This window comes from Pseudoalteromonas sp. ECSMB14103, assembly GCF_000813065.1.
Lineage (GTDB): Bacteria > Pseudomonadota > Gammaproteobacteria > Enterobacterales > Alteromonadaceae > Pseudoalteromonas > Pseudoalteromonas marina.
Genome location: NZ_JWGY01000002.1, coordinates 512,903 through 536,230 on the forward strand (window position 1 = coordinate 512,903; position 23,328 = coordinate 536,230).

The 23,328-nt window shown below is 37.0% G+C and carries 14 protein-coding genes; 7 read left to right on the top strand and 7 right to left on the bottom strand.

The features are described from left to right. Nucleotides 1-22 precede the first annotated feature (22 nt). Nucleotides 23-2,536, bottom strand: a complete 2,514-nt coding sequence (locus RF53_RS07450) for a glycoside hydrolase family 3 protein (RefSeq protein WP_039037212.1) — start codon at nt 2,534-2,536, stop codon at nt 23-25. 217 nt (nt 2,537-2,753) lie between these two features. On the opposite strand from RF53_RS07450, the gene RF53_RS07455 reads away from it, so the two are divergent. Beyond that, nucleotides 2,754-3,935 carry a helix-turn-helix domain-containing protein gene (locus RF53_RS07455; protein ID WP_039037135.1) on the top strand — a complete coding sequence of 394 codons (1,182 nt, stop codon included), beginning with the start codon at nt 2,754-2,756 and terminating at the stop codon, nt 3,933-3,935. Nucleotides 3,936-3,945: 10 nt separating this feature from the next. On the opposite strand, the gene RF53_RS07460 is transcribed toward RF53_RS07455, so the two are convergent. After that, nucleotides 3,946-5,451, bottom strand: coding sequence for a tryptophan halogenase family protein (locus RF53_RS07460; protein ID WP_039037136.1), 1,506 nt, complete (start codon nt 5,449-5,451; stop codon nt 3,946-3,948). Nucleotides 5,452-5,517: 66 nt separating this feature from the next. Beyond that, a complete protein-coding gene (locus RF53_RS07465; RefSeq protein ID WP_039037137.1) occupies nt 5,518-8,523 on the bottom strand; it encodes a TonB-dependent receptor in 3,006 nt (1,001 codons plus the stop codon). A 413-nt stretch (nt 8,524-8,936) separates the two neighbouring features. On the opposite strand from RF53_RS07465, the gene RF53_RS07470 reads away from it, so the two are divergent. Continuing rightward, nucleotides 8,937-11,549: a glycoside hydrolase family 3 C-terminal domain-containing protein gene (locus RF53_RS07470; RefSeq protein ID WP_039037138.1), complete on the top strand. Its 2,613-nt coding sequence runs from the start codon at nt 8,937-8,939 to the stop codon at nt 11,547-11,549. Nucleotides 11,550-11,576: 27 nt separating this feature from the next. After that, nucleotides 11,577-13,019 (top strand): sugar porter family MFS transporter, encoded by a 1,443-nt coding sequence (locus RF53_RS07475; protein WP_052242872.1) that lies wholly within the window; start codon nt 11,577-11,579, stop codon nt 13,017-13,019. 166 nt (nt 13,020-13,185) lie between these two features. On the opposite strand, the gene RF53_RS07480 is transcribed toward RF53_RS07475, so the two are convergent. Further along, nucleotides 13,186-14,226, bottom strand: coding sequence for a LacI family DNA-binding transcriptional regulator (locus RF53_RS07480; protein WP_039037139.1), 1,041 nt, complete (start codon nt 14,224-14,226; stop codon nt 13,186-13,188). A 465-nt stretch (nt 14,227-14,691) separates the two neighbouring features. Here RF53_RS07480 and xylB point away from each other — a divergent pair, with 465 nt between their 5' ends. Both xylB and xylA read left to right on the top strand, forming a co-directional pair. After that, complete coding sequence (gene xylB, locus RF53_RS07485) at nt 14,692-16,149, top strand: xylulokinase (protein WP_039037214.1); 1,458 nt, start codon at nt 14,692-14,694, stop codon at nt 16,147-16,149. 30 nt (nt 16,150-16,179) lie between these two features. Then, nucleotides 16,180-17,499: a xylose isomerase gene (xylA, locus tag RF53_RS07490; protein WP_039037140.1), complete on the top strand. Its 1,320-nt coding sequence runs from the start codon at nt 16,180-16,182 to the stop codon at nt 17,497-17,499. Between the two features lie 433 nt (nt 17,500-17,932). Here xylA and RF53_RS07495 read toward each other — a convergent pair whose 3' ends face one another. Together RF53_RS07495 and RF53_RS07500 are read right to left on the bottom strand one after the other, a co-directional pair. Then, a complete protein-coding gene (locus RF53_RS07495) occupies nt 17,933-18,745 on the bottom strand; it encodes a ThuA domain-containing protein (RefSeq protein WP_039037215.1) in 813 nt (270 codons plus the stop codon). A 150-nt stretch (nt 18,746-18,895) separates the two neighbouring features. Next, nucleotides 18,896-20,911, bottom strand: coding sequence for a response regulator (locus RF53_RS07500; protein ID WP_235420606.1), 2,016 nt, complete (start codon nt 20,909-20,911; stop codon nt 18,896-18,898). 176 nt (nt 20,912-21,087) lie between these two features. Here RF53_RS07500 and RF53_RS07505 point away from each other — a divergent pair, with 176 nt between their 5' ends. Continuing rightward, nucleotides 21,088-21,960, top strand: a complete 873-nt coding sequence (locus RF53_RS07505; protein ID WP_039037142.1) for a gluconeogenesis factor YvcK family protein — start codon at nt 21,088-21,090, stop codon at nt 21,958-21,960. On the opposite strand, the gene RF53_RS07510 is transcribed toward RF53_RS07505, so the two are convergent. Continuing rightward, nucleotides 21,957-22,289, bottom strand: a complete 333-nt coding sequence (locus RF53_RS07510; protein ID WP_039037143.1) for an Hpt domain-containing protein — start codon at nt 22,287-22,289, stop codon at nt 21,957-21,959. The two genes, RF53_RS07505 and RF53_RS07510, sit on opposite strands and share 4 nt — an antisense overlap. Nucleotides 22,290-22,310: 21 nt before the next feature. Here RF53_RS07510 and RF53_RS07515 point away from each other — a divergent pair, with 21 nt between their 5' ends. Continuing rightward, complete coding sequence (locus tag RF53_RS07515) at nt 22,311-23,327, top strand: glycosyltransferase family 4 protein (RefSeq protein ID WP_039037144.1); 1,017 nt, start codon at nt 22,311-22,313, stop codon at nt 23,325-23,327. The last annotated feature ends 1 nt before the right edge of the window (nt 23,328 follow it).

Here is a 23,328-nt window from a genome sequence, read left to right on the forward strand (position 1 = left end):
ATATAATAAGTGCTCTTGTTTATTATTCACTGCACTTTAAAATGGCCATTTTTTGTGCATTGGGTTCAAATTGAATATTAGCAACTCGTATTTTAGCTGCGCCTTCGCTTGTTAACACAAACGGGGCACTCGAGCGTTCAAACTCCACTCCACTTTTAGCAAAGCATAATAAATCTATAGAAACGGTATTCCAGGTGTTCAATTTAAACTCTTTTAGCATGGGCGAAATATTCAGCTCTGCACATTTACCTTTTGCGCATCCCATTTGCACATAAAGTTCATTTCTAGGAGGGGTTTCGACTCTCACATCAAAGGTTAGCGCGCTTTTATTGATCAAATATTGAGATAGATCTTCTCGGTACCAAGATGAGCTAATGAGTACAGAAGCATTATTAGCACCACTCCACGTAAATTCTTTTGCATCACCTTGAATATTTTTATCGGCTTCAATCATCGTTAAGCCTTTAATATTTCCTGATGGCGTGTGGATGTCTTTTGTTTGTCCACCCGACTGCAATTGATAATTCCAGTCCCCTTTCGCTCTTCCTTGCATTATTTGATAAGGGGTGTTGACAGGTGTTTCAAAAATAAAGTCATTCTTTGTACTTAATTTATTAAGCATCACATTATCTTTATAGGTTAACCCAAATCCATATGCAAAAAGTGGATCATAGTTTTCATCGTAACGATTTAATACAACTTGTGATGCATATTTAGGCCATGAAAAGGAAAGCTTGCCTTTAAAGTCAAATTGAATATTGCCTTCATTATCTTTAAACAAAACATCAGCTACACCAACACCTTCACTACCAGGTAGCCAAGCTGCTACAAACGAATCTGATGCATTTATTTCTCTGTTTACCCATAAAGGTCTGCCCGATAAAAACACCGATACAACTTTTATACCTTGTGATTTCAATGACTCGATTAATTTGGCGTCACGGTGAGAATGAGCTTGATAAGCAATTGATTTTAGATCGCCAATCCACTCTGCATACGGATTTTCACCAAACACAACAATGGCAATATCTGGTTTTACATCAAAACTACCATCAGGGCTTAGCACTGCATTGCCGCCCGTTTTGTTTACCGCTTGCTTTATACCATCAAAAATTGACGTTCCCCCTGGAAAATCAGATTTAACATTACCTTCACCTGTCCAGTTAATTGTCCAACCACCCGTTTGCTTACTCATATTTTCAGCACCATCACCCGCAATTAATACCTTACTATTTGGGTTAAGTGGTAAAAGGTTATTATTATTTTTCAACAACACTAATGATTCTCTAACTGCTTGCCTAGCAATTGCTTTGTGCTCAGGAGCACCTAATAATTGTTTTTGGTTAGCATATTTACGTGTTGATGGAAGCCCTTTATCGAATAGCCCCGAACGTATTTTAACGCGTAAAATACGCCTAACTGCATCGTCTATACGTTCAACAGGGATAATTCCATCTTTAACCTGCTCTACTGTATTACCTATAAAAGCTTTCCAATCTTCTACAACCATAAACATGTCTAGTCCAGCATTAACAGCCTGCGGACAGCTATCATTGGTACACCCGGGTATTTTACTGTGCGAATTCCAATCACCCACTATAAAACCATCAAAACCAAGTCGCGTTTTCAAAACATCGGTAAGGAGATATTTGCTGCCGTGTAAGCGCAAGCCATTCCACATATTATGAGAGGCCATTATACTTTGCACACCTGCTTTAAGAGCTGGCAAATATGCCGCCGCATGATTTTTAATTAAATCACTTTCACTTTCTTGGTTGTCACCTTGATCAATGCCTTGATAGGTGCCTCCGTCACCGACCCAATGCTTTGCGGTAGAGTAAATATGATCGTCATCTAAAAAGTTAGCTGTGTTTACTTTCCCCTGAAGGCCTTCAATCATCTCTTTAGCATAGCTGGCAACTATTTCAGGGTCTTCAGAATAACTTTCGTAAGTTCTCCCCCATCGATCATCCCTTGCAACGGCAAGTGTTGGGGCAAATGTCCAGTCTATACCTGCAAGTAAAACTTCTTTCGCTGTGGCTTCTCCAATTTTATAAATTAAATCTGGGTTACGTGTTGCACCTAATCCAATGTTATGTGGATATAAAGTAGCACCAATAAATTTGTTATTGCCGTGTACTGCATCAATGCCATATGTAACGGGAATAGCTAAACCGCCTTGTGATGTATCCATTGAGGCTAAATAAAGCTCGTCCATAAAAGACACCCAATCAGATACACTCGCATTACGGTTATTGTGTAAAAATGTTCCACCACCATTCAAAACCGATCCTAAATGATATTTTTTTACATCTTGAGGCGTTACCCAGGTTATTTCTGCTTGTACCATTTGACCCACTTTTTGTTCTAGTGACATTTGGCTTATTAAATGAGTAATACGTGTTTCCAACTCTGCATTTTTTTTTATTGCAGGTTCAAGAGTTGGCCAAAGTGTTATATCGTTTTTAGCAACTGTGTTAACAGACGCAAAGCTCATAAAAGAGCCAAGTAAAAATGAAGAATAAGTTAATTTCATTAATCTAATAACCTGATACTTTGTTAGTGTGGCAAACAGTTTTATAACAAATGCGGCATAATGTCGTTCAAATAGAGGTTTTAAGCGTATAAATGCACGCAATATACTCTATTTGAACGCCTGGCTATTTCAAATATTAAAGATTATTAGATAACATATAACAACAATGAGAACACACGTGTACCAAACAAAAATTTTAATAAAGGTGTATTAAATTGTGAAAGAAGTACTTTTTAACACTCACGATCTCGCTTTAATTTTTACCATTTTTATATGCTTATCATTTAGTGTATTTTTAGTAACACTAAAAAAGGGCAATAAGCTTAGCAACTATTTACTTGCTTGCTTTTTATTAACTCAAGCTGCAATTCCTACGGATAACCTTATTAACTTTGGTGAGGCATTTCGGGCGTTTGCGTTAAGTTTATCACCCAATCTATTTTACACATTTGGATTAGCTTTTTGGTTGGAAGTGCCTTTGCTTCTGCTTTATATCAAATCGTTAGTTAACAAGAACTATCAGCTAAAAAAACGCGATTCGTTATTATTCATACCGTTCATTTTTTATGCCGCTTATTTCACTGTTGATTGGCTTATGATAGAAAATAGCATCAAATTAGATGTACTTAAAAATGACACAATTGAAACCACAGCATTTATTGACCGAGCTATTTATTTTTTTCGGGAGTGCTTTCGGTTTTCAATTAGCGTTTTATGTTTTTTAGAGTTACAAAAATACCAAAAAAACATTAAAAATGAGTTTGCAGAGCTTGAGAGTGTCGACCTAACTTGGCTTAAATTCCTTGTGATTGGTTTTTTAGTAGTACACCTAAATTCAATATTTGTCTCTTTGGGTATTATTATGTCTTACGAGGTAGGTATTCTAGTTGACCATGAATTACTTGGGCTTACAGCTAATTATGCAATTCTTTTATTAATCACAAGCTTAATCTACTTTAGTGCTGGTAATTCAAGAATATTTCAGGGTATTGACGATGAACTAACAGCTGAACAGCATAAAGCTCCAGATTCGTTTGAACCCGAAAAAATACAAAAAATCGAAAGCTATTTGCTACAAAATAAGCCTTATTTAAACCATTTACTCACACTTGATAACCTAGCAAGTCAGTTAAGTATGGGAGCAAGAAACTTGTCATCTATAATTAATAGACACTTTGGTAAAAACTTTTTTGAGTTTATAAATTATTACAGAGTTGAAGAAAGTAAACGGCTGTTACTTTTAGAAGAAAATAAAACAGTGACCATGTTAGACATTATGGATAAAGCAGGATTTAACAGCAAAGCAACTTTCAATACATTTTTTAAAAAACTTGTGGGCGTAACACCCACTCAATTTAGAAAAGAATATTGGGAAAGCCAAAGCAAAAATTCGAGTTAAACCCCTAAAGCTAGCGCGTGTAGTTTTTTAAAATATACGCCTCATGATCAGGCATAACATCAGCAGAGCGGCTAATAACCGACTCTATATTTTTAAGCCTACGCTTTATTTCATCTCGGGATAGCCTATCAACCAATGGATGATAGCTTTTAGGTTTAATCCCTTGACCGTGCATAACTGCAAGCCAAGATGTTTCGTTAAATAGCTCGTTATCATGTCTAAAAATACGACCATTTTCACTAAACATCTCTATTTTTTGCTTCAACGAATCAGGCATTTCTATGTTTTTGCAATAACGCCAAAACTCACTGTCATCTCTATTTGTTAGTTTATAATGTAAAATAATAAAATCACGTATACGATGATATTCCGTCTCAGTTTGCTGATTAAATAAATCAATATCACACTGTGTAAAATCTTTACTAGGGAATAATGTCATTAATTTTGCTATCGCCGATTGAATCAAATGCAGACCGGTTGATTCTAACGGTTCTACAAAACCTGCTGATAAACCAATAGCGATACAGTTTTTATTCCAACTCTTTTTGCGCATACCCGTTACCCATTGCAGCTGGTTAATATCTGCTAAAGCTTCAGATTCAATTGTATTTAAAAGTAAAGCGTGTGCTTTATCATCGCTCATAAATTCACTTGAATATACATACCCATTACCTACTCGGTTTTGCAGTGGTATTCGCCACGTCCAACCTGCACTTTGTGCTGTAGACTGAGTATAAGGGTTAAGTGCCTTTTTTGATAAACACGGCGTTGCAATCGCTTTATTACACGGTAATAAATGAGTCCAATCCTCGTAGCCAGTTTTTAGGGCCTGCTCAATTAATAGGCCCTTAAAACCAGAGCAATCAATAAATAAATCACCATCTAATACCGTATTATCATTAAGAACTAACGATTCAATTTCCCCTGAACCTGGGTTTAGGTTTACCTCGTCAACTTTACCCTCAATACGACACACTCCTCTGCTTGTGGCATAATTTCTTAAAAATTTAGCATAAAGTGTTGCGTCAAAATGATAAGCATAATTAATACCTGCTAACGCGCTATTTTGCTGAGTTGACGGGTGCATAAATTTATTTGCGTACGCACCAACAGATGCAAGTGAATAACTAGATAAGTTGGAAAATTCGGGATCATTTTGCATTTTCAACCAAAAATGATGAAAAGGCAGTGCCTCCATATTAGTGCCATAATTTCCAAATGGGTGAAAATAACGGTGTCCTTTTTCTTTCCAATCTATAAATTCTATACCTAATTTAAACGTCGCATTAGTAAAACGTATAAACTCAGCTTCATCTATATCAAGTATGGTATTAAATAATTGAATTTGTGGGATCGTAGCTTCACCCACAGATACAGTACCTATGTCTGCAGACTCCACTAAAGTGATTTGACAATTATCGCAGCCAATTACCTTAGCTAATGCAGAGGCGGTCATCCAACCTGCTGAACCACCACCTACAATAACAATCGATTTTATATTATTTGCATCATTCATAATGTTTACCTAAAAAAAATAAAGCACGTGAAATTGAATAAATAACGCGTGCTTTTATTAAGAGGGTTAAAAATTACCTTTCAAAATAATGCTAAACCTTCGCTCATTCGCGAACCAAGAGCGAGACACTCGATTGTTATCATTGTCTATTTGCATTGAAGTTCGAGCAACCTCGTTAGTTAGGTTAGTGGCTTGCAGACCTAATTGAAACGAGTCAGTGATATTATAAAAGACAGACCCATCAAATTGGCCTCCGGCCTCGTTAAAAATAGGAAGCTGCGTTATAACGTCTTTACTTGTTAATAAATATTCAGAACGCCAATTGTATGCCAAACGCGCATTAACACCGTACTTTTCATACATAGCAACTAAATTGATATTATCCCTAGAAAGCCCTTCAAGAGGCAATCCTTCAAATGCCACATTATCGCCTTCTGTTGAGTCAGGCTTATCTGGGGATAGCCCTGTATTTGGCGATCCTTCTTCCTCAATATAGGTATAGTTAAATTGCATACCAATGCCACTAAAGGCACCAGGTAAAAAGTCATAAAACTGCTGATAAGCAACTTCAACCCCTTGTACGGAGCCTTCATCACCATTGGTAGCACCATTTACTTGTACCACCTGTGTTGCACCATTATTAGTAAATTCTCTATCCACTGAACCATTAATAAAGTAGTTACTCATGTCTTTATAGAAAAATGATGTTGTAAGTGACCCAACTCCCTCAGAAAAATACCATTCAAGCGCTAAGTCGTAGTTATACGATTCCATTGGTTTTAAGAATGGATTGCCTGAATTTGCCGTATAACGAGAATAACGAGCGTCTGTAATTTGTCTATCACTTGAGCTTTCATCATAAGTAATCACCAAATCTTCCGGTGTTATGCTTACAAAGTTTCTTAAGTTTCCTAAATCAGGTAACGCAATGGCTTCTGAAAAACCAAATCGCAAAATTAAATCGTCTTTTAAATTAAGTTTAACGTTTAAGCTTGGCAAAATATTAGTATATTCACTGCTTGCTGTTTGCTCAGTAAATCCAGCATTACCAAAGGCGGCTTGTTCAGATGGTAAAAAGTTATCGGGATCCGAAGGGTCATTAACGTCACCCACTGTATCTGGAAATGTTAAAAAACCATCAGTTTCATTTTTAATTTTTACATAACGAAGTCCTACATTACCGCTGTAAAACATGCTGCCTAATTCACCCTCAAAATTACCCTTGATGTAAAAAGCATTATTAACTTCAGAGGTTTCATTAATCTCGTTATTTAAAAAGTTACCTATTGTGTCACCGCGGCTTGATAAACGCTGCCAATTTGGGGACAAAGATGCAAACGCTGATTCAGCATTAGCGTAATCTTTAACTAAAGATTCACTAGGAAACAAAAAGGCACCTTCAGATGCTACGTTTAGCACACCACCTCTTGCAAAATTGTCAAATGTAATTTGCTCATAGCTATTGTTTAAGCTTGCACCAAGTTCATCACCTTCGGCATCAAACCATGCATTACCATTACCTGCCCATGCTTCTGATAACCACCCCCAATTATAAGTAGACTGGCGTGTTGTTTGGTCGCGTTTAGCATAACGAGCGCCTACTTTAACACTGGTAAAAAAGCCACTATCAAATGTATATTGTGTGTCAGCTGCAAAAGCGACTTCGTCACCTTCATTATCAGAGATATGATCCATAGCACTGCGCCAAAAATAATTATTTGGGTCAGTAAAAAAACCAGCGTCGTCATTATTAGCCGGATCTAGCAATGTGATATCAGGTAAATTATTACCATTTTGTTCTATGCCTACTACAGCTCTTGTTGCTCCCATGATTGAAAAGTCAAAAATTTCAGAAGTGGATTCAACATATTGGGCATCAAAATTAAACGACCATGTATCGTTTGGTCGATATTTGAGATTAAAGCCATAATCGTCAACTAAATTATCTTGATCTCTAAAGCGGGTAACCATGGCATGCTGAGCACCAAACTCGCCAGATGGTTGACGCTCTGCATCATTTCCGCGCCAACCTGCGTTAGATGTGATAAAACCTGACTCAAACAAACCTTGTTCTGTTACTTCAAATTCGGTTCCTTCAAGAGCAACTAAATCGTTGATTACAGCATCATCTGCCATTTCAATCGCATGCTCAGTCCATGCTAATGACGAATCAGAACGTATAAATTGAGCTGTTGCTAGTAACGTTCTGCTTTCGTTTTCAAACTGGAGCGCACCGGCAAAACCTTCCCTTTTTCTATCATCTTCTTTTCTGGTTAAACGTGTTGTTCGCGGAACAAACACTGCCTGCCCATTAACCAGTTCATTTTGTGGCTCGTACCGGCCAATTTGAGCACCGTCTGATTGAGCTTTTAACTCTGAGTTTGAATAATTGACAAGTACGCCGAGCCTGCCAGAGTCTAAATCAAATATATCGCTGTATAAGCCAGAAAATGATGGCGTTGTTTCGTCTGCAAATTCGCTGTAACTAGCATCTAGTGTAAAAGCAACTACACGCCCTTCTGCATCAAAAGGTTTTCGCGTCACTAGATTCACCGTGCCTGCAATGCCGCCCTCTATCATATCTGCCGACTGATTTTTAAACAGCTCAACAGAACCCATTAATTCAGGTGGAACATCCTGAAAACTTAACCCTCGCCCTGAATCGGCAGTAAACGTATCACGACCGTTAAACTCGCTTCGTGTGTGCGTTAATCCCCTAACAACAACACCGCTTCCCTCAACGCCGTAGTGATCAGGATCGTTTGCAGCAGCAAATCGTTCAATAGAAACACCCGGTAAACGGGTTATTGCCTCAAGGACGCTTCTATCCGGTAGAGACCCAATATCTTTTGCAGATATAGCATCAAGAACGGTTTCAGCTTCACGTTTCATATTCTGTGCATTGATTAAATTTGAACGTGTTCCTTGAACTATTACTACTTCAATATCTTCGTCTTGTTGTTTTTTTTTGTCATCTTCTTGAGCTGCATATAGGTTGCCGGATAAAGACGTTGCAATAATCGCAGATGCAATTACGGACAGCTTAAATGTACTGTTCGGTTTTTTTATCATTCTAATTTCCCTCATTGAAGTTCAAAAAGTACTGATCGTATTTTTTAAATTTCAACCCTTTTAGTGTGTGTGGTTATCATGCAAAGCTAGAATCAGATAAATAGCGGGTAAAATCGCCTAACTAACCACAAATACATCTATTTGAACGCCAAAATTAGTTTTTATTTGAACATGACGCTGAGTTTAAATACTGATTTTTTTAAAAACAAACTAAAAATCAATCTCTTAACCAATCGATTAAAAATAAACAATATATTAACAAAGTTAACTGTTTTTATCTTCGTGCAATGTATAAATATACGTTAATACGTGTATCTATACGTTCAAATTCATATTTAACTTACACTTAGACGACGTTAATAATTTCCTTTGTTAATTTATTTTTATCACACACAAATAAAGAGTTGATAACAATGGTTAATAAAAATATAAAAAGTCTTTTTGTACTTACAGCATTTGCTGTATTAGTAGGCTGCGCTAAAGATGAACAATCAATACAGACCCCTCCACTGTATTTAAACGAATCAGCCTCTATTGATGAGCGCGTAAACGATTTAGTAACAAGGCTTACATTAGAGGAGAAAGTTGCTCAACTATTTGATAAATCCCCAGCAATTGAGCGCTTAAACATACCAGAATACAATTGGTGGAACGAGGCGCTGCATGGTGTTGCAAGAGCGGGGAAAGCAACAGTTTTCCCGCAAGCAATTGGTCTTGCTGCTACATTTGATGAAGACTTGATGTTAAGAGTTGGTACCGCAATTTCTGATGAAGGCAGAGCTAAACATCATGCTTTTTTAGAAGAAAATAACCGTTCTATGTACACAGGCCTTACCTATTGGTCGCCAAATATTAATATATTTAGAGATCCACGATGGGGACGCGGACAAGAAACTTACGGTGAAGATCCATACTTAACAACGCGAATTGCAGTTAATTTTATAAATGGTTTGCAAGGCGACAATGCTGAATATTTAAAATCAGTTGCAACACTTAAGCACTATGCAGTACATAGTGGCCCAGAAGTTTCAAGGCATAGCGACGACTATACAGCATCCGAGAAAGACTTAGCTGAAACCTACCTCCCTGCATTCAAAGATGTCATTGCACAAACAAAAGTTGCATCTGTAATGTGTGCTTACAATAGCGTAAATGGCACGCCGGCTTGTGGAAACAACGAGCTTATTCAAAATAAACTAAGGGATGAATTTAATTTTGATGGCTATGTTGTATCCGACTGTGGTGCTATTGCAGATTTTTACGATGTAAAGTCACATAACATCGTAAATACTGAGGCTAAAGCAGCTGCAATGGCGCTTAAAACCGGTACTGACTTAAATTGCGGCGACCATCATGGCAATACATACAGTTACTTATCGCAAGCAGTAAAAGAAGGTTTAGTAGAAGAAAAAGATGTTGATAAAGCCTTAAAACGATTGATGTATGCCCGCTTTAAACTTGGCATGTTTGACAATCCCGAAAATGTGCCTTATTCAGACACTCCTATAGATATTGTAGGCTCTAATAAGCATTTAGCTTTAACACAAGAAGCAGCTCAAAAATCTTTAGTACTTTTAAAAAATGAGCAAGTATTACCATTAAAGGGAAATGAAAAAATAGCCCTTATAGGTCCAAATGCTGATAACGAAGCTATTTTGTTAGGCAACTACAATGGTATGCCAATAGTTCCAATAACACCAAAACTAGCACTTGAACAACGTTTGGGTAAAAATAATCTTACATATACTGCAGGCTCAAGTATTACCGGTAAAGTTTATACACATTACCAACCTATTAAAGCAAAGCATTTTTTTCATCTAGATCATAATAATCAAATGCAACCGGGATTAATTGCACAATACTATCCTTCAAGTAATTTTGACCGCCAACCTGTAAAGCGTGAAATAGAAAAAAATCTAGATTTTAGCTGGGAGCGCTCCCCTATTGATAACTCTATAGAACAAGAATTTGCTGTAAAATGGACCGGAATCATTAAACCCCAAGAAACTGCAGAGTATCATTTTAAATCAAACAACGTTGATTTCACACTTAATGGGCAGAGCGTTAATGGCGCTATAACACTTGAAAAAAATCAAAGTTACCAGCTAAACGCTGAATCTAAATTTAACCACTTTTGGCATAGTAATGTTATTAATCCAACGGCGAGTCTTACTTGGTTGAAAAACCCTCAAAGCCTTACACAACAAGCACTAAATAATGCCAATGAAGCGGATGTAATTGTATTTGTAGGTGGCATTAGTGCCAATCTTGAAGGTGAAGAAATGCCACTGCAAATAGACGGGTTTTCGCATGGAGATCGCACCAATATTAATTTACCTAAAAGCCAACTTAATTTGCTTAAAAAGCTAAAGCAAACAGGAAAACCTATTGTACTTGTAAATATGAGCGGTAGTGCAATGGCATTAAATTGGGAAAACGAAAATATTGACGCAATTATCCAAGGGTTCTACCCAGGTGAAGCAGCCGGAAGTGCGCTAGTAAGCCTACTTTACGGCGACTATAGCCCATCAGGTAAATTGCCTATTACATTTTACAAGTCTGTATCTGATTTACCTGATTTCAAAGATTATTCAATGAAAAACCGTACCTATAAGTACTATGAAGGTGAGGTACTTTATCCGTTTGGTTTTGGCTTAAGTTATGCTGACTTGAAATACAAAAACACACGTCATTCAATAAGCGCAGACTCAGGAGATTTAAACCTAACAACAACAATTACTAACCAAAGTAGTTTTTCAGCTGACGATGTTGTTCAAGTTTATGTCTCTATGCCTGATGCGCCGATAAAAACACCAAATAAGCAATTAGTGGGCTTTAAACACATTACCCTAAAAAACGAATCGAAAAACGATATTAAATTTACTATTCCTAAAAATAAACTCTCTTATATTAATGAGCAAGGCATTGCCGTTGCCTACAAAGGACGTTTAATTATAACAGTAGGCTCTGGACAGGGTATTAAAATACCAAAAGATAAATTTACAGTGACTAACATTGTTTTATAAAAATAATAAAAATTTAGGAAATATAAAATGGAAAATACAGCAACAGATCCCACACTCAGTGGTGCATCTATTAAATTAGCAAATAATGAAAATGAGAATTTGCTACGTATATTTTTTATTGCGTGCGTAGCTGCGATTGGTGGTTTTTTATTTGGCTTTGATAGCGGTGTAATTAATGGCACAGTTGATGGGCTTATAGGTGCTTTTAACTCAGACAATGTAGTAACAGGATTTAATGTAGCAAGTATGCTTTTAGGCTGTGCTATTGGTGCATTAATAGCAGGTAAAAGTGCCGACCATTTTGGTCGTAAAAAGGTATTACTTGCGACCGCTGTTCTTTTTATTATCAGTGCATGGGGTTCAGGCATTGCAGGGGCGTCGGGAGAGTTTGTAATTTATCGCTTAATTGGTGGGTTAGCAGTAGGTGCAGCCTCTATAATAACACCTGCTTATATAAGCGAAATTGCCCCAGCACGTTTACGTGGCACGCTTACTTCTATTCAGCAAATTGCTATTATTCTAGGACTATTTTTCTCTTTTTTAAGTAACTATTCATTAGTACAAATATCTGGTAACTCCACCGACGTACTTTGGTTTGGCTTTGATACGTGGCGATGGATGTTTTGGATAGAGCTAGTTCCTGCAACTATGTTCTTAGTCACTTTACTTTTTATTCCAGAAAGCCCGCGTTTTTTAGCAATGAAAAACAAACAACAAGCAGGCTTAAAAACTTTATCACAGTTATTTGGTGCTAAAAACGCCAAGTCAATGTGGGAAGAAATTAGGCAGTCATTAGGTAACAGCGAAAAAACAAAAATAACTAACTTATTTCAGGCAGGTACTTTTAGCCTAAAACCTGTAGTTTATATTTCAATTGGGCTTGCCATACTACAGCAACTAGTCGGTATTAATGTGGTGTTTTATTACGGAGCAGTACTCTGGCAAGCAGTTGGCTTTTCAGAATCAGATGCGCTTTTTATCAATATTATTAGTGGCGTAATCAGCTTGGTAGCCTGTTTCATTACCTTATCGCTTATAGATAAAATAGGCAGAAAGCCATTTTTACTAATTGGATCAATAGGCATGACCTTCTCACTTGTCGGTTTAGTTGTTGCATTTTCTAACGGCACTATAGACCCTCAAGGACAATTACAACTTGGCGACTGGGGCTTTACCGCACTTGTACAGGCCAACTTATATGTATTCTTTTTTAATCTTTCATGGGGTCCAGTAATGTGGGTAATGCTCGGCGAGATATTTCCAAATAACATAAGGGGATTAGGCTTAGGGGTTGCAGGACTTGCTCAATGGCTCGCTAACTTTTTAGTCACCATGACCTTTCCGATACTGCTAGCTGGCGGAGGGCTTGCACTTGCGTATTCGCTCTATGCTTTTTTTGCTTTTATATCAGTACTTTTTGTTATTTATTTAGTAACTGAAACCAAAGGAACGAAACTAGAAAACGTATAATTTTACCGTCATGAATTATTTAATTTAGAACTACAACCCTTTGCGTCTATTCTGTTAATTGATTAGACGCATTGCCTTCCTTTCGATTGAACCTCATAAAAAAGTATTAATACTAACTTTAAGCAAATTTTCTAAATCGTCTACATAACACTAAATAATCGCTTATTTAGTTGTTTTTATTGGCTGAGCTTGATTCTCTTTCTATTAATTCAAAATCTAAAATATGCCTTAAGTCTACGCTTTTTACATTGCTTAAATCGTTATACTGACCCGATGCAAGTAAAGTAATGGCAAGCTCAGCCATTTCATTAATGGGCTGTTTTACCGTAGAAATATTTGGCCACACTATGGTTGCAAGTTGCGTGTCATCAAAACCAACAACCGACAGTTCGCTTGGAATATTAATGCCTTGTTTTTGAGCTATTGAGATCACGGCGGCTGCCATATCATCGTTTGCAGCAAAAATAGCTGTAGGTTTATCATCAAGCGAAAGTAAATTCATTGCCGCTTCCATACCCGATTGATAGGTAAAACTGCCCTGCTCTATATACTCAGGTGGCGTTATTATTTTATTAGAGCGCAATGCATCTAAGTACCCTTGGTAACGTAAACGGCTTACACCTTGTTTAGTGTCACCAATAATATGTGCAATTTTGCTATGCCCTTGATTTATTAGATGCTCTGTAACATCAAACGCCGCTTGGTAATCGTCCATGCATATATAAGGGGAGCGATTTAATTTTGTATCTGGCGTTATTCTTACAAATGGAACATTTGCTTTAGTTAGTACATCTAAAACCTGTTCGTTGTCACACATTGGAGGCAGTAAAATCATGCCATCAACCTGTGTAACATCAATAAGTTGCTTTACCGATTCAATTGTTTTGTCAATATCGGTATGCGCTTCGTCAACAACAAGATGGTAGCCCAATGCGCGGCATTTTTTAAGCGCAGCCAATAAAAACTGGCTTATGTAGGAGTCACTTGGGTTATCGTACAACAGTCCTAAAAAGAATGACTTAGTGCTAGCAAGGCGCCTAGCCGACACATTTGGCCTGTAGTTCAATTGCTCAACAACCGCCATTACTTTTTCGCGGGTTTTGTCGCTTACTTTTTTGTCTTGGTTGAGCACGCGCGAAACCGTCATCATTGATACGCCCGCCTTTTCAGCTACATCTTGTATTCTTGCTCTTTTAAGGTCGGCCATTTCTTATTACCTACTCACAATCAATCGGTTATTATAATTAACTTTAATTTTTTATTATACATAATGGCGAAGTCTAATATTGTTTGCATTGTGTTTTAAATAATTACTATTAATACAGAATCAAAATAATAATATCAGATATTAGCGCTAACAAAGGCCGTGAAAATACAAATATCTTTTCATTAACACACTTAAAAAATAAACCCGAACAGCATATTACATATAATTTTGAATAAATTAATGGCGTTTAGCTCTCGCTATAAAATACAATAAATTTAGATCATCTTTAGCCAATAATTTAAAATTTATTCTCTTAATTTATTTTTGACTTCTAAAATGCATCACTAACTATGCAACAAATTTAAATCTCGATTATAAAGCATAGTTTAAAAACTAGCTTGACTTAACAATATCAAATCAATTATGTTAGCGCTAACAGTAAGACAACATTTAAGTGCAACATTTATGTTCCTTGGTATCGATTTAGGCACTTCCGGTGTAAAAGTAATTATTTTAGACGAGCAAGATCAATTGCTTGCTCAAGCAAATGGATCTTTAAGCGTTTCACGCCTTGCACCACTTTTTTCTGAGCAAAACCCTACAGATTGGTGGCTTGCAACATGTAGTGCAATTGAGGAGCTTAAAAATACTCACTCTGCATTACTAAAGTCAGTAAAGGCAGTAGGCCTTTCTGGGCAAATGCATGGCGCTACGCTGCTTGATAAAAACAATAATATTATTCGCCCCGCCATTTTATGGAACGACGGGCGCAGCGCAGCGCAATGTGTAGAGCTTGAGAAACGCGAACCAAATTCTCGTAATATTACCGGCAACATAGCAATGCCGGGTTTTACTGCACCTAAATTGGTGTGGTTAAAAGAGTTTGAGCCAGAAAACTTTGCAAAAGTAGCCAAAGTATTATTACCAAAAGACTACCTACGCTTTTTAATGACCGGCGATTTTGCATCAGATATGTCTGACTCTGCAGGCACATTATGGCTAGACGTAGAAAAAAGAGCATGGTCGCAAAAAATGCTTAGTGCTTGCGACTTAACAGAGCAACACATGCCTACTCTTTTTGAAGGCACACAAATTACAGGAAAATTAACAGCCCAAGTTGCTGCTAAATGGGGAATGGAGCAAGTACCTGTTGTTGCAGGCGGTGGCGATAATGCCGCAGGCGCTGCCGGTGTTGGCGTAGTAAAGCCAAAACAAGCGTTTTTATCATTAGGTACTTCGGGCGTTTACTTTGTTGCTAACGAAAAATACCTGCCTAACCCTGAAGGTGCAGTACATACTTTTTGTCATTGTATTGAAAACACCTGGCACCAAATGTCAGTGGTGTTAAGCGCAGCAAGCTGTTTAAACTGGGTTACTCAATTAACCGGTTTTGAAAACGAAGGCGCACTTCTTGAACAAGTGAGTAAATGCGACTTTAGCAAACCAAGTTCAGTGATATTTTTACCCTATTTAACTGGCGAACGTACACCGCACAATAACCCCGATGCCAAAGGCGTGTTTTTTGGTTTAGACAGTGATACCGATGCAGCAGCCCTTGGCCGTGCAGTACTGGAGGGCGTTGCTTTTGCCTTTGCCGATGGCCAACAAGTACTGCTTGATGCTGGTGCGCAAATTGACGATGTAACCGTCATTGGTGGTGGCGCTAAAAGCCCGCTATGGGGGAAAATCATCGCAAGTGTACTTAATCGTCCCCTTATTTACCGAGAAGGCTCAGAAGTTGGTCCCGCATTTGGCGCTGCAAGAATTGCCCGAATAGCAGTAACACAACTCTCTGCACAACAAGTGTGTGTTAACGGCAAAGTAACGCAAACCATTGAGCCAGACCCAATCATGCAAGACTTTTACGCACAGCAATACACCGTATACAAAGCACTTTACCAGAGTCTAAAAAAACACTTTTAACACACGATTATAAAATTAATGGAGCACATCATGAATGAGCAATTTTTTAAAAACGTAGAAAAAATTAAATTTGAGGGTGAAAACTCTAAAAACCCATTTGCATTTCGTTACTACGACGAAAATAAAGTCGTTCTTGGTAAAACAATGAAAGAGCACCTTCGTTTTGCAGCGTGTTACTGGCATAACTTTTGTTCTACAGGGTTTGATATTTTTGGTGAAGGTACATTCGACCGTCCTTGGATCCAACCTGTCGGCAACCAATTAGAACTTGCGGAACAAAAAGTAAAAGTAGCTTTTGAGTTTTTCGAAAAGCTAGGCGTTCCTTACTTTTGTTTTCATGATGTTGATATTGCCCCTGAAGGTAAAACACTTCAAGAAAGTCACGATAACGTAACGCACATAGCAAACATTATCGAAAAAGAAATGCAGCGTACAGGTGTAAAATTACTTTGGGGTACTGCTAACTTATTCTCAAACAAACGTTTTTGTGCAGGGGGTGCAACAAACCCTAATCCTAATATGTATGCATATGCAGCAGCGCAAGTTAAACATGCAATGGAAATTACACATCGTTTAGGCGGTGAAAACTACGTACTTTGGGGCGGCCGTGAAGGTTACGATACACTACTAAATACAGACCTTGCACAAGAAAGCGAACAGTACACACGCTTTTTAAAAATGGTGGTAGAGCACAAGAAAAAAATTGGCTTTAAAGGCACATTATTAATTGAGCCAAAACCACAAGAGCCAACTAAACATCAGTACGATTACGATACAGCAACAGTGGCAGGTTTTTTACATAAGCATGGCTTACAAAACGAAATTAAAGTAAACATTGAAGCGAACCACGCAACACTTGCAGGTCATAGCTTTCATCACGAAATTGCCGTTGCTTGCGCAGAAGGCATTATGGGTAGTATTGATGCTAACCGTGGCGACATGCAAAACGGATGGGATACAGACCAATTCCCTAACGATGTAGCCGAATGCACACTCATCATGTATGAAATTTTAAAAAATGGCGGTTTTACAACAGGTGGCTTTAACTTTGATACTAAGCTTCGTCGTCAATCATGTGAACGCGATGACTTATTCATTGGTCACATTGGCGGTATGGATACAATGGCTAAAGCATTACTCAATGCAGCAGCAATGATTGAAGGTGGCGAGCTGTCTGACTTTGTTGAAAAACGTTACGCTGGCTGGAAAGAAGAGCTAGGTCGAAGCATTCTAAATGGTGAGCAATCACTTGAGAGCCTTTCAGCCTTAGTACATGGACAAGATATCAACCCAAAGCAGGTATCAGGACGCCAAGAACTGCTTGAGAATATTGTTAACCGTTACCTATAATGACATAGCCTCGGTTTTAAAACCGAGGCAAACTTTATTAAGAACCAATCACACAGATCAGAAATGTTCACAATAGTTATTGAGACGGGCGTTTTTCAGCCGCAAAAAACCCTAACCTGTTGATAAAAATTAAATTTTTGTTTTTCATATAATCTAAAAAATTACGTTATTATAAATGCACAATTGCAAAATCACCAAAATACACACAGTAACGTTGAGGTTTTTTGCTATAAATTACTTTAGATTTGAACAAGGAGCTTTGGTTATAAAATACTAAAAATTACCCATAAATATATACGTTATCAGGCGGCAGCAAAACATTGGGTGAGAGCATAAATCATCGTTTAATGTTTATAAGCGAATAAATAAAAACCGCATACATATTTAACTTCGCCAAACTAAAGCAATAATCAAACTTTCAAACGTGAGATAATTACTTCTTATTTAAGCCTTTCCCAGTTGCAGCCCAGTATATGCCACCAAAAATATGTTCGGTCAAAAACTCACTGTTATAAACCGCGCTTGTATGCCCAAGAGCCGTATAAAATGAACGGCCACCGTCATAGTTTTGGTACCACGAAATTGGATGAAACGCCCCCATACCTTTACCTATTTTATTATTGCCCCAGTCAACATGTGGATTATAACTTTGCTCATCTACCGTTAGTAAATAGTTTAATTTACTCAGTTCTGGACCAAATTCGTACCATTCGTCAGTCCATAACATTTGTTGTGGCATATGATTTAAACCAATAAAGCTAGTATTTGCCACTTTACTTAAAACTGCAGTTTGAATAACTGGGTGAATACTAAAAGAGCGCCCTACTAACCTTTGATACCACGGCCAATCGTACTCAGTATCAGACGCACTATGAACTCCAACAAACCCCTTTCCAGATTTTATAAATCGCTCAAATGCTTTTTGCTCTTGAGTGTTTAAAATATCTCCCGTGGTTAGTAAAAAGATCACGACATCAACATTAGCTAAATATTTGTCATTAAAATAATGACTTTCTTCGTGCCAAACTAAATTAAAATGATGTTTGTTAGCTAAACCTTCAATTGCTTTAACGGCGTTAGTTTTAGACTTATGATGCCACCCTTCGTTTTTGGTGAATAAAAAGACATTAAATTGTTTTTTAGGCAACGTTTCAAATCCTACCCCATAGCTTTTGGTTGCAGTTAAGATGAGTATAACTGGTATAACAAGGGCTGAAATAAGAACCCTGAAAAAGGCAAAAAACATAATATTCCTTATAAATTTATTAGCAAACAGCAAGTTAATAATTAAATAGTGGGTTGGGCTAAAGCTAAAAATACAAATCATCTTAGACTATAAAATTTAACTTATCCTAAGTTCTATTTTATATAGTGTCTACACATCAATTACGTTATTTCAACGTGGAAATACCCCTTTTAAAGCAGCTTCGAGTTCTTGAAATTTAATTGGTTTAGTAAGCACTTTGTTCATTCCCACCTTAAAACAGGATGCTTTATTATCTTTTTCTGCATTAGCGGTTAATGCGTAAATTGGTACATCGCTGACTAATTCATCTCTTATATATTCTGCTGCTGTTAAACCATCCATTTCAGGCATCATGATATCCATTAATACTAAATCAAACTTTTTACGCGAAAATAAGTCAATCGCTTCACGCCCATGATTAGCAAGCGTAACTTTATGATTTAGCTTTTCTAAATACGCCTTAATAAGGACTTGATTTGTTTTGTTATCCTCAGCGACTAAAATAGCCAGTGCCGATTGTGTATAAATTACATTATCAACAATATCGCTTGTGTGGGCCTCTTCAAATGGAATAGAAATAGTAAACGTACTACCTAAGCCAAGCTGGGTATCTACTGTTATTTCTCCTCCCATAATGCCCAATAAATTTTTTGAAATACTTAACCCTAAACCAACCCCTTCACTTTTGCGGTTTATGCTGTCATTCACTTGGCTAAATGGCTTAAAAATTAAATCTAAATGCTTTTTAGCTATACCAATACCCGAGTCTTTCACTTCAAAAACGAGCTGCTCATTTTGTAAAACTACTTTTAAATTTATTTGACCATGTGTTGTATACTTAAACGCGTTACTCATTATGTTAAATAATACTTGTCCTAATCGGTACTGATCTCCAACAACGTATTGTGGGATGCTTTCATCGATGTGCGTTGTAAAAAGAATATCATCTGACTTTTCAATAATATTAAACTGCCCTACTATATTTTCAGTTAGTAGCTTTATATCAAATGGTTTTTTTAGACATGAAACCGTGCCTGATTCGATTTTTGAAAAATCGAGCACATCAGTTATTAGGCCGTATAAAATCTCAGTGCTAGAGTTAGCATAATTAACAAGTTGCTGTTGCTCGGGGCTAAGCTCTGTATCAAGTAGTAACTCAATCATACCCATAACGGCATGAATAGGTGTTCTAATTTCATGAGACATCACACTCAAAAATTTAGATTTTGTTTGGCTTGCTTCTTCTGCCTTTAAGGTTTGTGCCTGAAGTTCAAACTCGCGCTGTTTAGAAATAGTAATATTTTTTGCAAGCCCCATGTAACCCAAAAAGAGTCCTAACTTATTATAAAGAGGTTTACCGCTTAATATGACCCAAAAATTTTTATCGGCTTCAATCTCAAATTCAAAATTATGAAAATCGTTACGGTCATCAATTAGCTGGTTAAATTGCTGCCATTTTTCTGTATTTTGCTTTTCATTATCTGTAATGATGTGTTCAATTTTATGACCAATAAAAAGCTGATCGTAAACATTCCCTATAGTTTCAATATTATTAATACTTTCAAATACCATTAGCGGGTTTAATCGCCAAAACCACTCTGACCCATACTCTTTAAATAGGCTAGAGAGTGTCGTAAATTTATGTATAAGCGATAAAGCTTTGTCCGTTTGTTTAGCTAACTTAATTTGACTTATTAACGTAAAAAACGCCTGCTGCAACAATATTTTTATTGTGTCTGAATTAACAAGTTGTTCGCACTGCTGTGCATCTACATTTGTAAAAATAAATATGCCTTTATCAAATTGTGTGTTCACACTAAACAATAAAGAATTTTTTAGTTTTAATGTTTGAATTGAATATAAAATCGAAAATTCGAGCTCTTCAATTTGTTGAGGGTATTGGCATATAACATAACCATGCTCAGCTGTTTGTGTAAACAAAGAACACTCAGACCACATTTTATTACTAAACTGGTCATTAGTGGTCGCTATTGTCTCGTAATACCTATATTTGTACCTATTGATGATTATACAGTCAGTATATTTAAGCCTTGACTCAAATACCGATCTCAACAGATTCAACAAATCAGCGCCGTACTCACAATTAGCTAAATCTATTAAATGTTTTTGTAATTCAGATACACACAGATGTTCTGTTTTATTCACACTCATTTTCCTCATCAATATGCATCGCGTTTTGCAAAAGGGAAATTTTAAACGGGCCTTGCTCAATTAAATATAGATTAAAAAACAATATAAATCATCATGTTAATTGTTATAAAACTTTTGGAATAATAAATGCAGCTTACATGTGAAATAAATAAAAATACAAAGGCTCAAAAATGAAAATAGTGTGTATTGGTGGCGGACACGGATTAGCTCAGGTTTTAAGCGCAATTAAGCCAATGAGTAGTAATATAACCGCTATTGTCGCAACCACAGACAATGGTGGTAGCACAGGTAAAATTAGAGCTTCACAAGAAACCATTGCGCTTGGAGATATACGCCGTTGCTGCTTGCAGCTTGCAGGTAAAAAATCTACGTTCAACGCAATTTACGAACATAGATTTACACAAGGGCAACTTGCTGATCATTGTTTAGGTAATTTAACACTACTTGGTTTAATGGAGCTGACCGGATCTGCAACCAAAGCCATTGCGCATTTTAATATTATGCTCGGCAATACAGAAACCGTTTTACCCATGACAGAAGTACCCACTGATCTTGTTGCTGAATTGAATAACAATGAAAAAGTGATGGGCGAATGTGAAATTGATTCACTGACTTCTTTACCTAAAAGTGTATCACTATCAAAAAATGTTCCTGCAGGTCCCGGCTGTGTAAAAGCAATTTTAGAAGCCGACTTAATTATTATTGGCCCAGGCAGCATTATCACAAGTATTTTACCCGCATTTTTAGTTAATGATATAGCGGCAGCTATTCAAAAAACATCGGCGTGTCGTATTTTTATTGAAAACTCAAAAGAAGAAAAAAGCGTAATGAAAAACACCCAAACCGCTGGTGTGGATTGGCTTGCAGAGCAACTAGGATTTAAGTTGTACGACTTGAGCATTCCGCCTTCTGCAATTGAAGAAATATTACAGAGCAGCAAAAACATCATTAAGAACAGGGCTCATTTGCATGACATAGATGAGCTAAACAATGTGTTTTCTGGATTACTAAAAATGCCCATTCAATTGAGTAATCATTTTTAAATATTTTGGATAATGGATTCTAGCTGTTTAAACGTCTCTGCGCTTTGCTCATCAGCTATTTTTAACAAACTGTTGAGCTCCTCAGCGCTATGCTCAATTTTTACAATGGACTCGATTGAATTACACGTGTCTCCAAGACCCAAAGCGCCAAAACTGTACGCGCTGCTTTTAAGACTATGCGCGCTAATTTCAATTTCACTGAGGTTTTGTGTATTGATCAAAATATCAATTGTTTTTTTAGATTCGTTTATAAACGTTTTTAGCAGCTCTACTGCTAACTCGTTGCCTACATCACTTTTGAGCTGTTCAATTGTTGAGTAATTAATCATATATATCTTTTGGGGTCAGTTATGGATTACAACGTTGTTTTATTTGTCGACTCTTCGATGCTCGGTGGTATAGAAACACACCTCGTTGAACTTTCAAAGCTTCTTACTCAAAACCGCATTAGCAATAACATTATGTTTTATGAGGATCATAAAAATCAAGCATTTTATGCTCTGCTTAATAAAGAAAATATAAGGTATGAATTTTTAAAAGGAAACTTAAGCAGCTTACTTAAAAAGTTAAAAACGTTTGACTCAAGAACGGTTGTTCACACCCACGGCTACAAAGCAGGAATATTTGGCCGTTTAGCATGTAAAGTAACAAAGCATCGCTGCATTAGTACCTATCATGCTGGTGAAGCGGGTACCGGTAAGTTAAAAATTTACAATATGCTAGATAAATTACTTTCTCCATTATCGACCAATTTTGCCGTATCAGAGCAAATAAAAGCGTCATTAAAAAACGCCACTTTGCTCGAAAACTTCATCGCAATAAACTCTTCTAACAGTCACTTGAATCGGTGTGATAATAAAACATTAGATATTGGTTTTGTGGGGCGTTTATCTTTTGAAAAAGGACCGGATATATTTTGTAGATTAGCTGAAAACATGCAGCAAGATTTAGACATTAAGTTTCATATTTTTGGAGATGGCCCATTAAAAGGTGAGGTACCGAACTTACACAATCTTCAGTATCATGGCCTTGTTGAACGTAATGATATATGGAGCAAAATTGATGTGTTGCTCATTTGCTCTAGGGAAGAAGGACTTCCCATGGCATTGCTTGAGGCTATTTCTGAGCAAAAGTTTATAATTAGCAGTGCTGTTGGTGCCATTCCTAGTATTATCAAACACGATGAAACAGGTTTTTTAATGTTGGAGGCAAATGCACAGCACTGCCAATATCAGGTCGAAAAGCTGCTTTTACTTCCTGAAGAACAGACTAAAAGAATTATCAATAACGCGTATAACATCCTTGAGGAGCGATTTTCGGGAAAACAACAATTTTTGCTCTTACAAAAAGCTTACACAGGTACATAAA

Bases quoted from the DNA above. Each gene is read 5' to 3' on its own strand.
- RF53_RS07515 (WP_039037144.1), top strand. From the start codon at position 22,311: ATGGATTACAACGTTGTTTTATTTGTCGACTCTTCGATGCTCGGTGGT.
- RF53_RS07460 (WP_039037136.1), bottom strand. From the start codon at position 5,451: ATGAATGATGCAAATAATATAAAATCGATTGTTATTGTAGGTGGTGGT.
- RF53_RS07505 (WP_039037142.1), top strand. From the start codon at position 21,088: ATGAAAATAGTGTGTATTGGTGGCGGACACGGATTAGCTCAGGTTTTA.
- xylB (WP_039037214.1), top strand. From the start codon at position 14,692: ATGTTCCTTGGTATCGATTTAGGCACTTCCGGTGTAAAAGTAATTATT.
- RF53_RS07480 (WP_039037139.1), bottom strand. From the start codon at position 14,226: ATGGCCGACCTTAAAAGAGCAAGAATACAAGATGTAGCTGAAAAGGCG.
- RF53_RS07510 (WP_039037143.1), bottom strand. From the start codon at position 22,289: ATGATTAATTACTCAACAATTGAACAGCTCAAAAGTGATGTAGGCAAC.
- RF53_RS07475 (WP_052242872.1), top strand. From the start codon at position 11,577: ATGGAAAATACAGCAACAGATCCCACACTCAGTGGTGCATCTATTAAA.
- RF53_RS07470 (WP_039037138.1), top strand. From the start codon at position 8,937: ATGGTTAATAAAAATATAAAAAGTCTTTTTGTACTTACAGCATTTGCT.
- RF53_RS07450 (WP_039037212.1), bottom strand. From the start codon at position 2,536: ATGAAATTAACTTATTCTTCATTTTTACTTGGCTCTTTTATGAGCTTT.
- xylA (WP_039037140.1), top strand. From the start codon at position 16,180: ATGAATGAGCAATTTTTTAAAAACGTAGAAAAAATTAAATTTGAGGGT.
- RF53_RS07465 (WP_039037137.1), bottom strand. From the start codon at position 8,523: ATGATAAAAAAACCGAACAGTACATTTAAGCTGTCCGTAATTGCATCT.
- RF53_RS07495 (WP_039037215.1), bottom strand. From the start codon at position 18,745: ATGTTTTTTGCCTTTTTCAGGGTTCTTATTTCAGCCCTTGTTATACCA.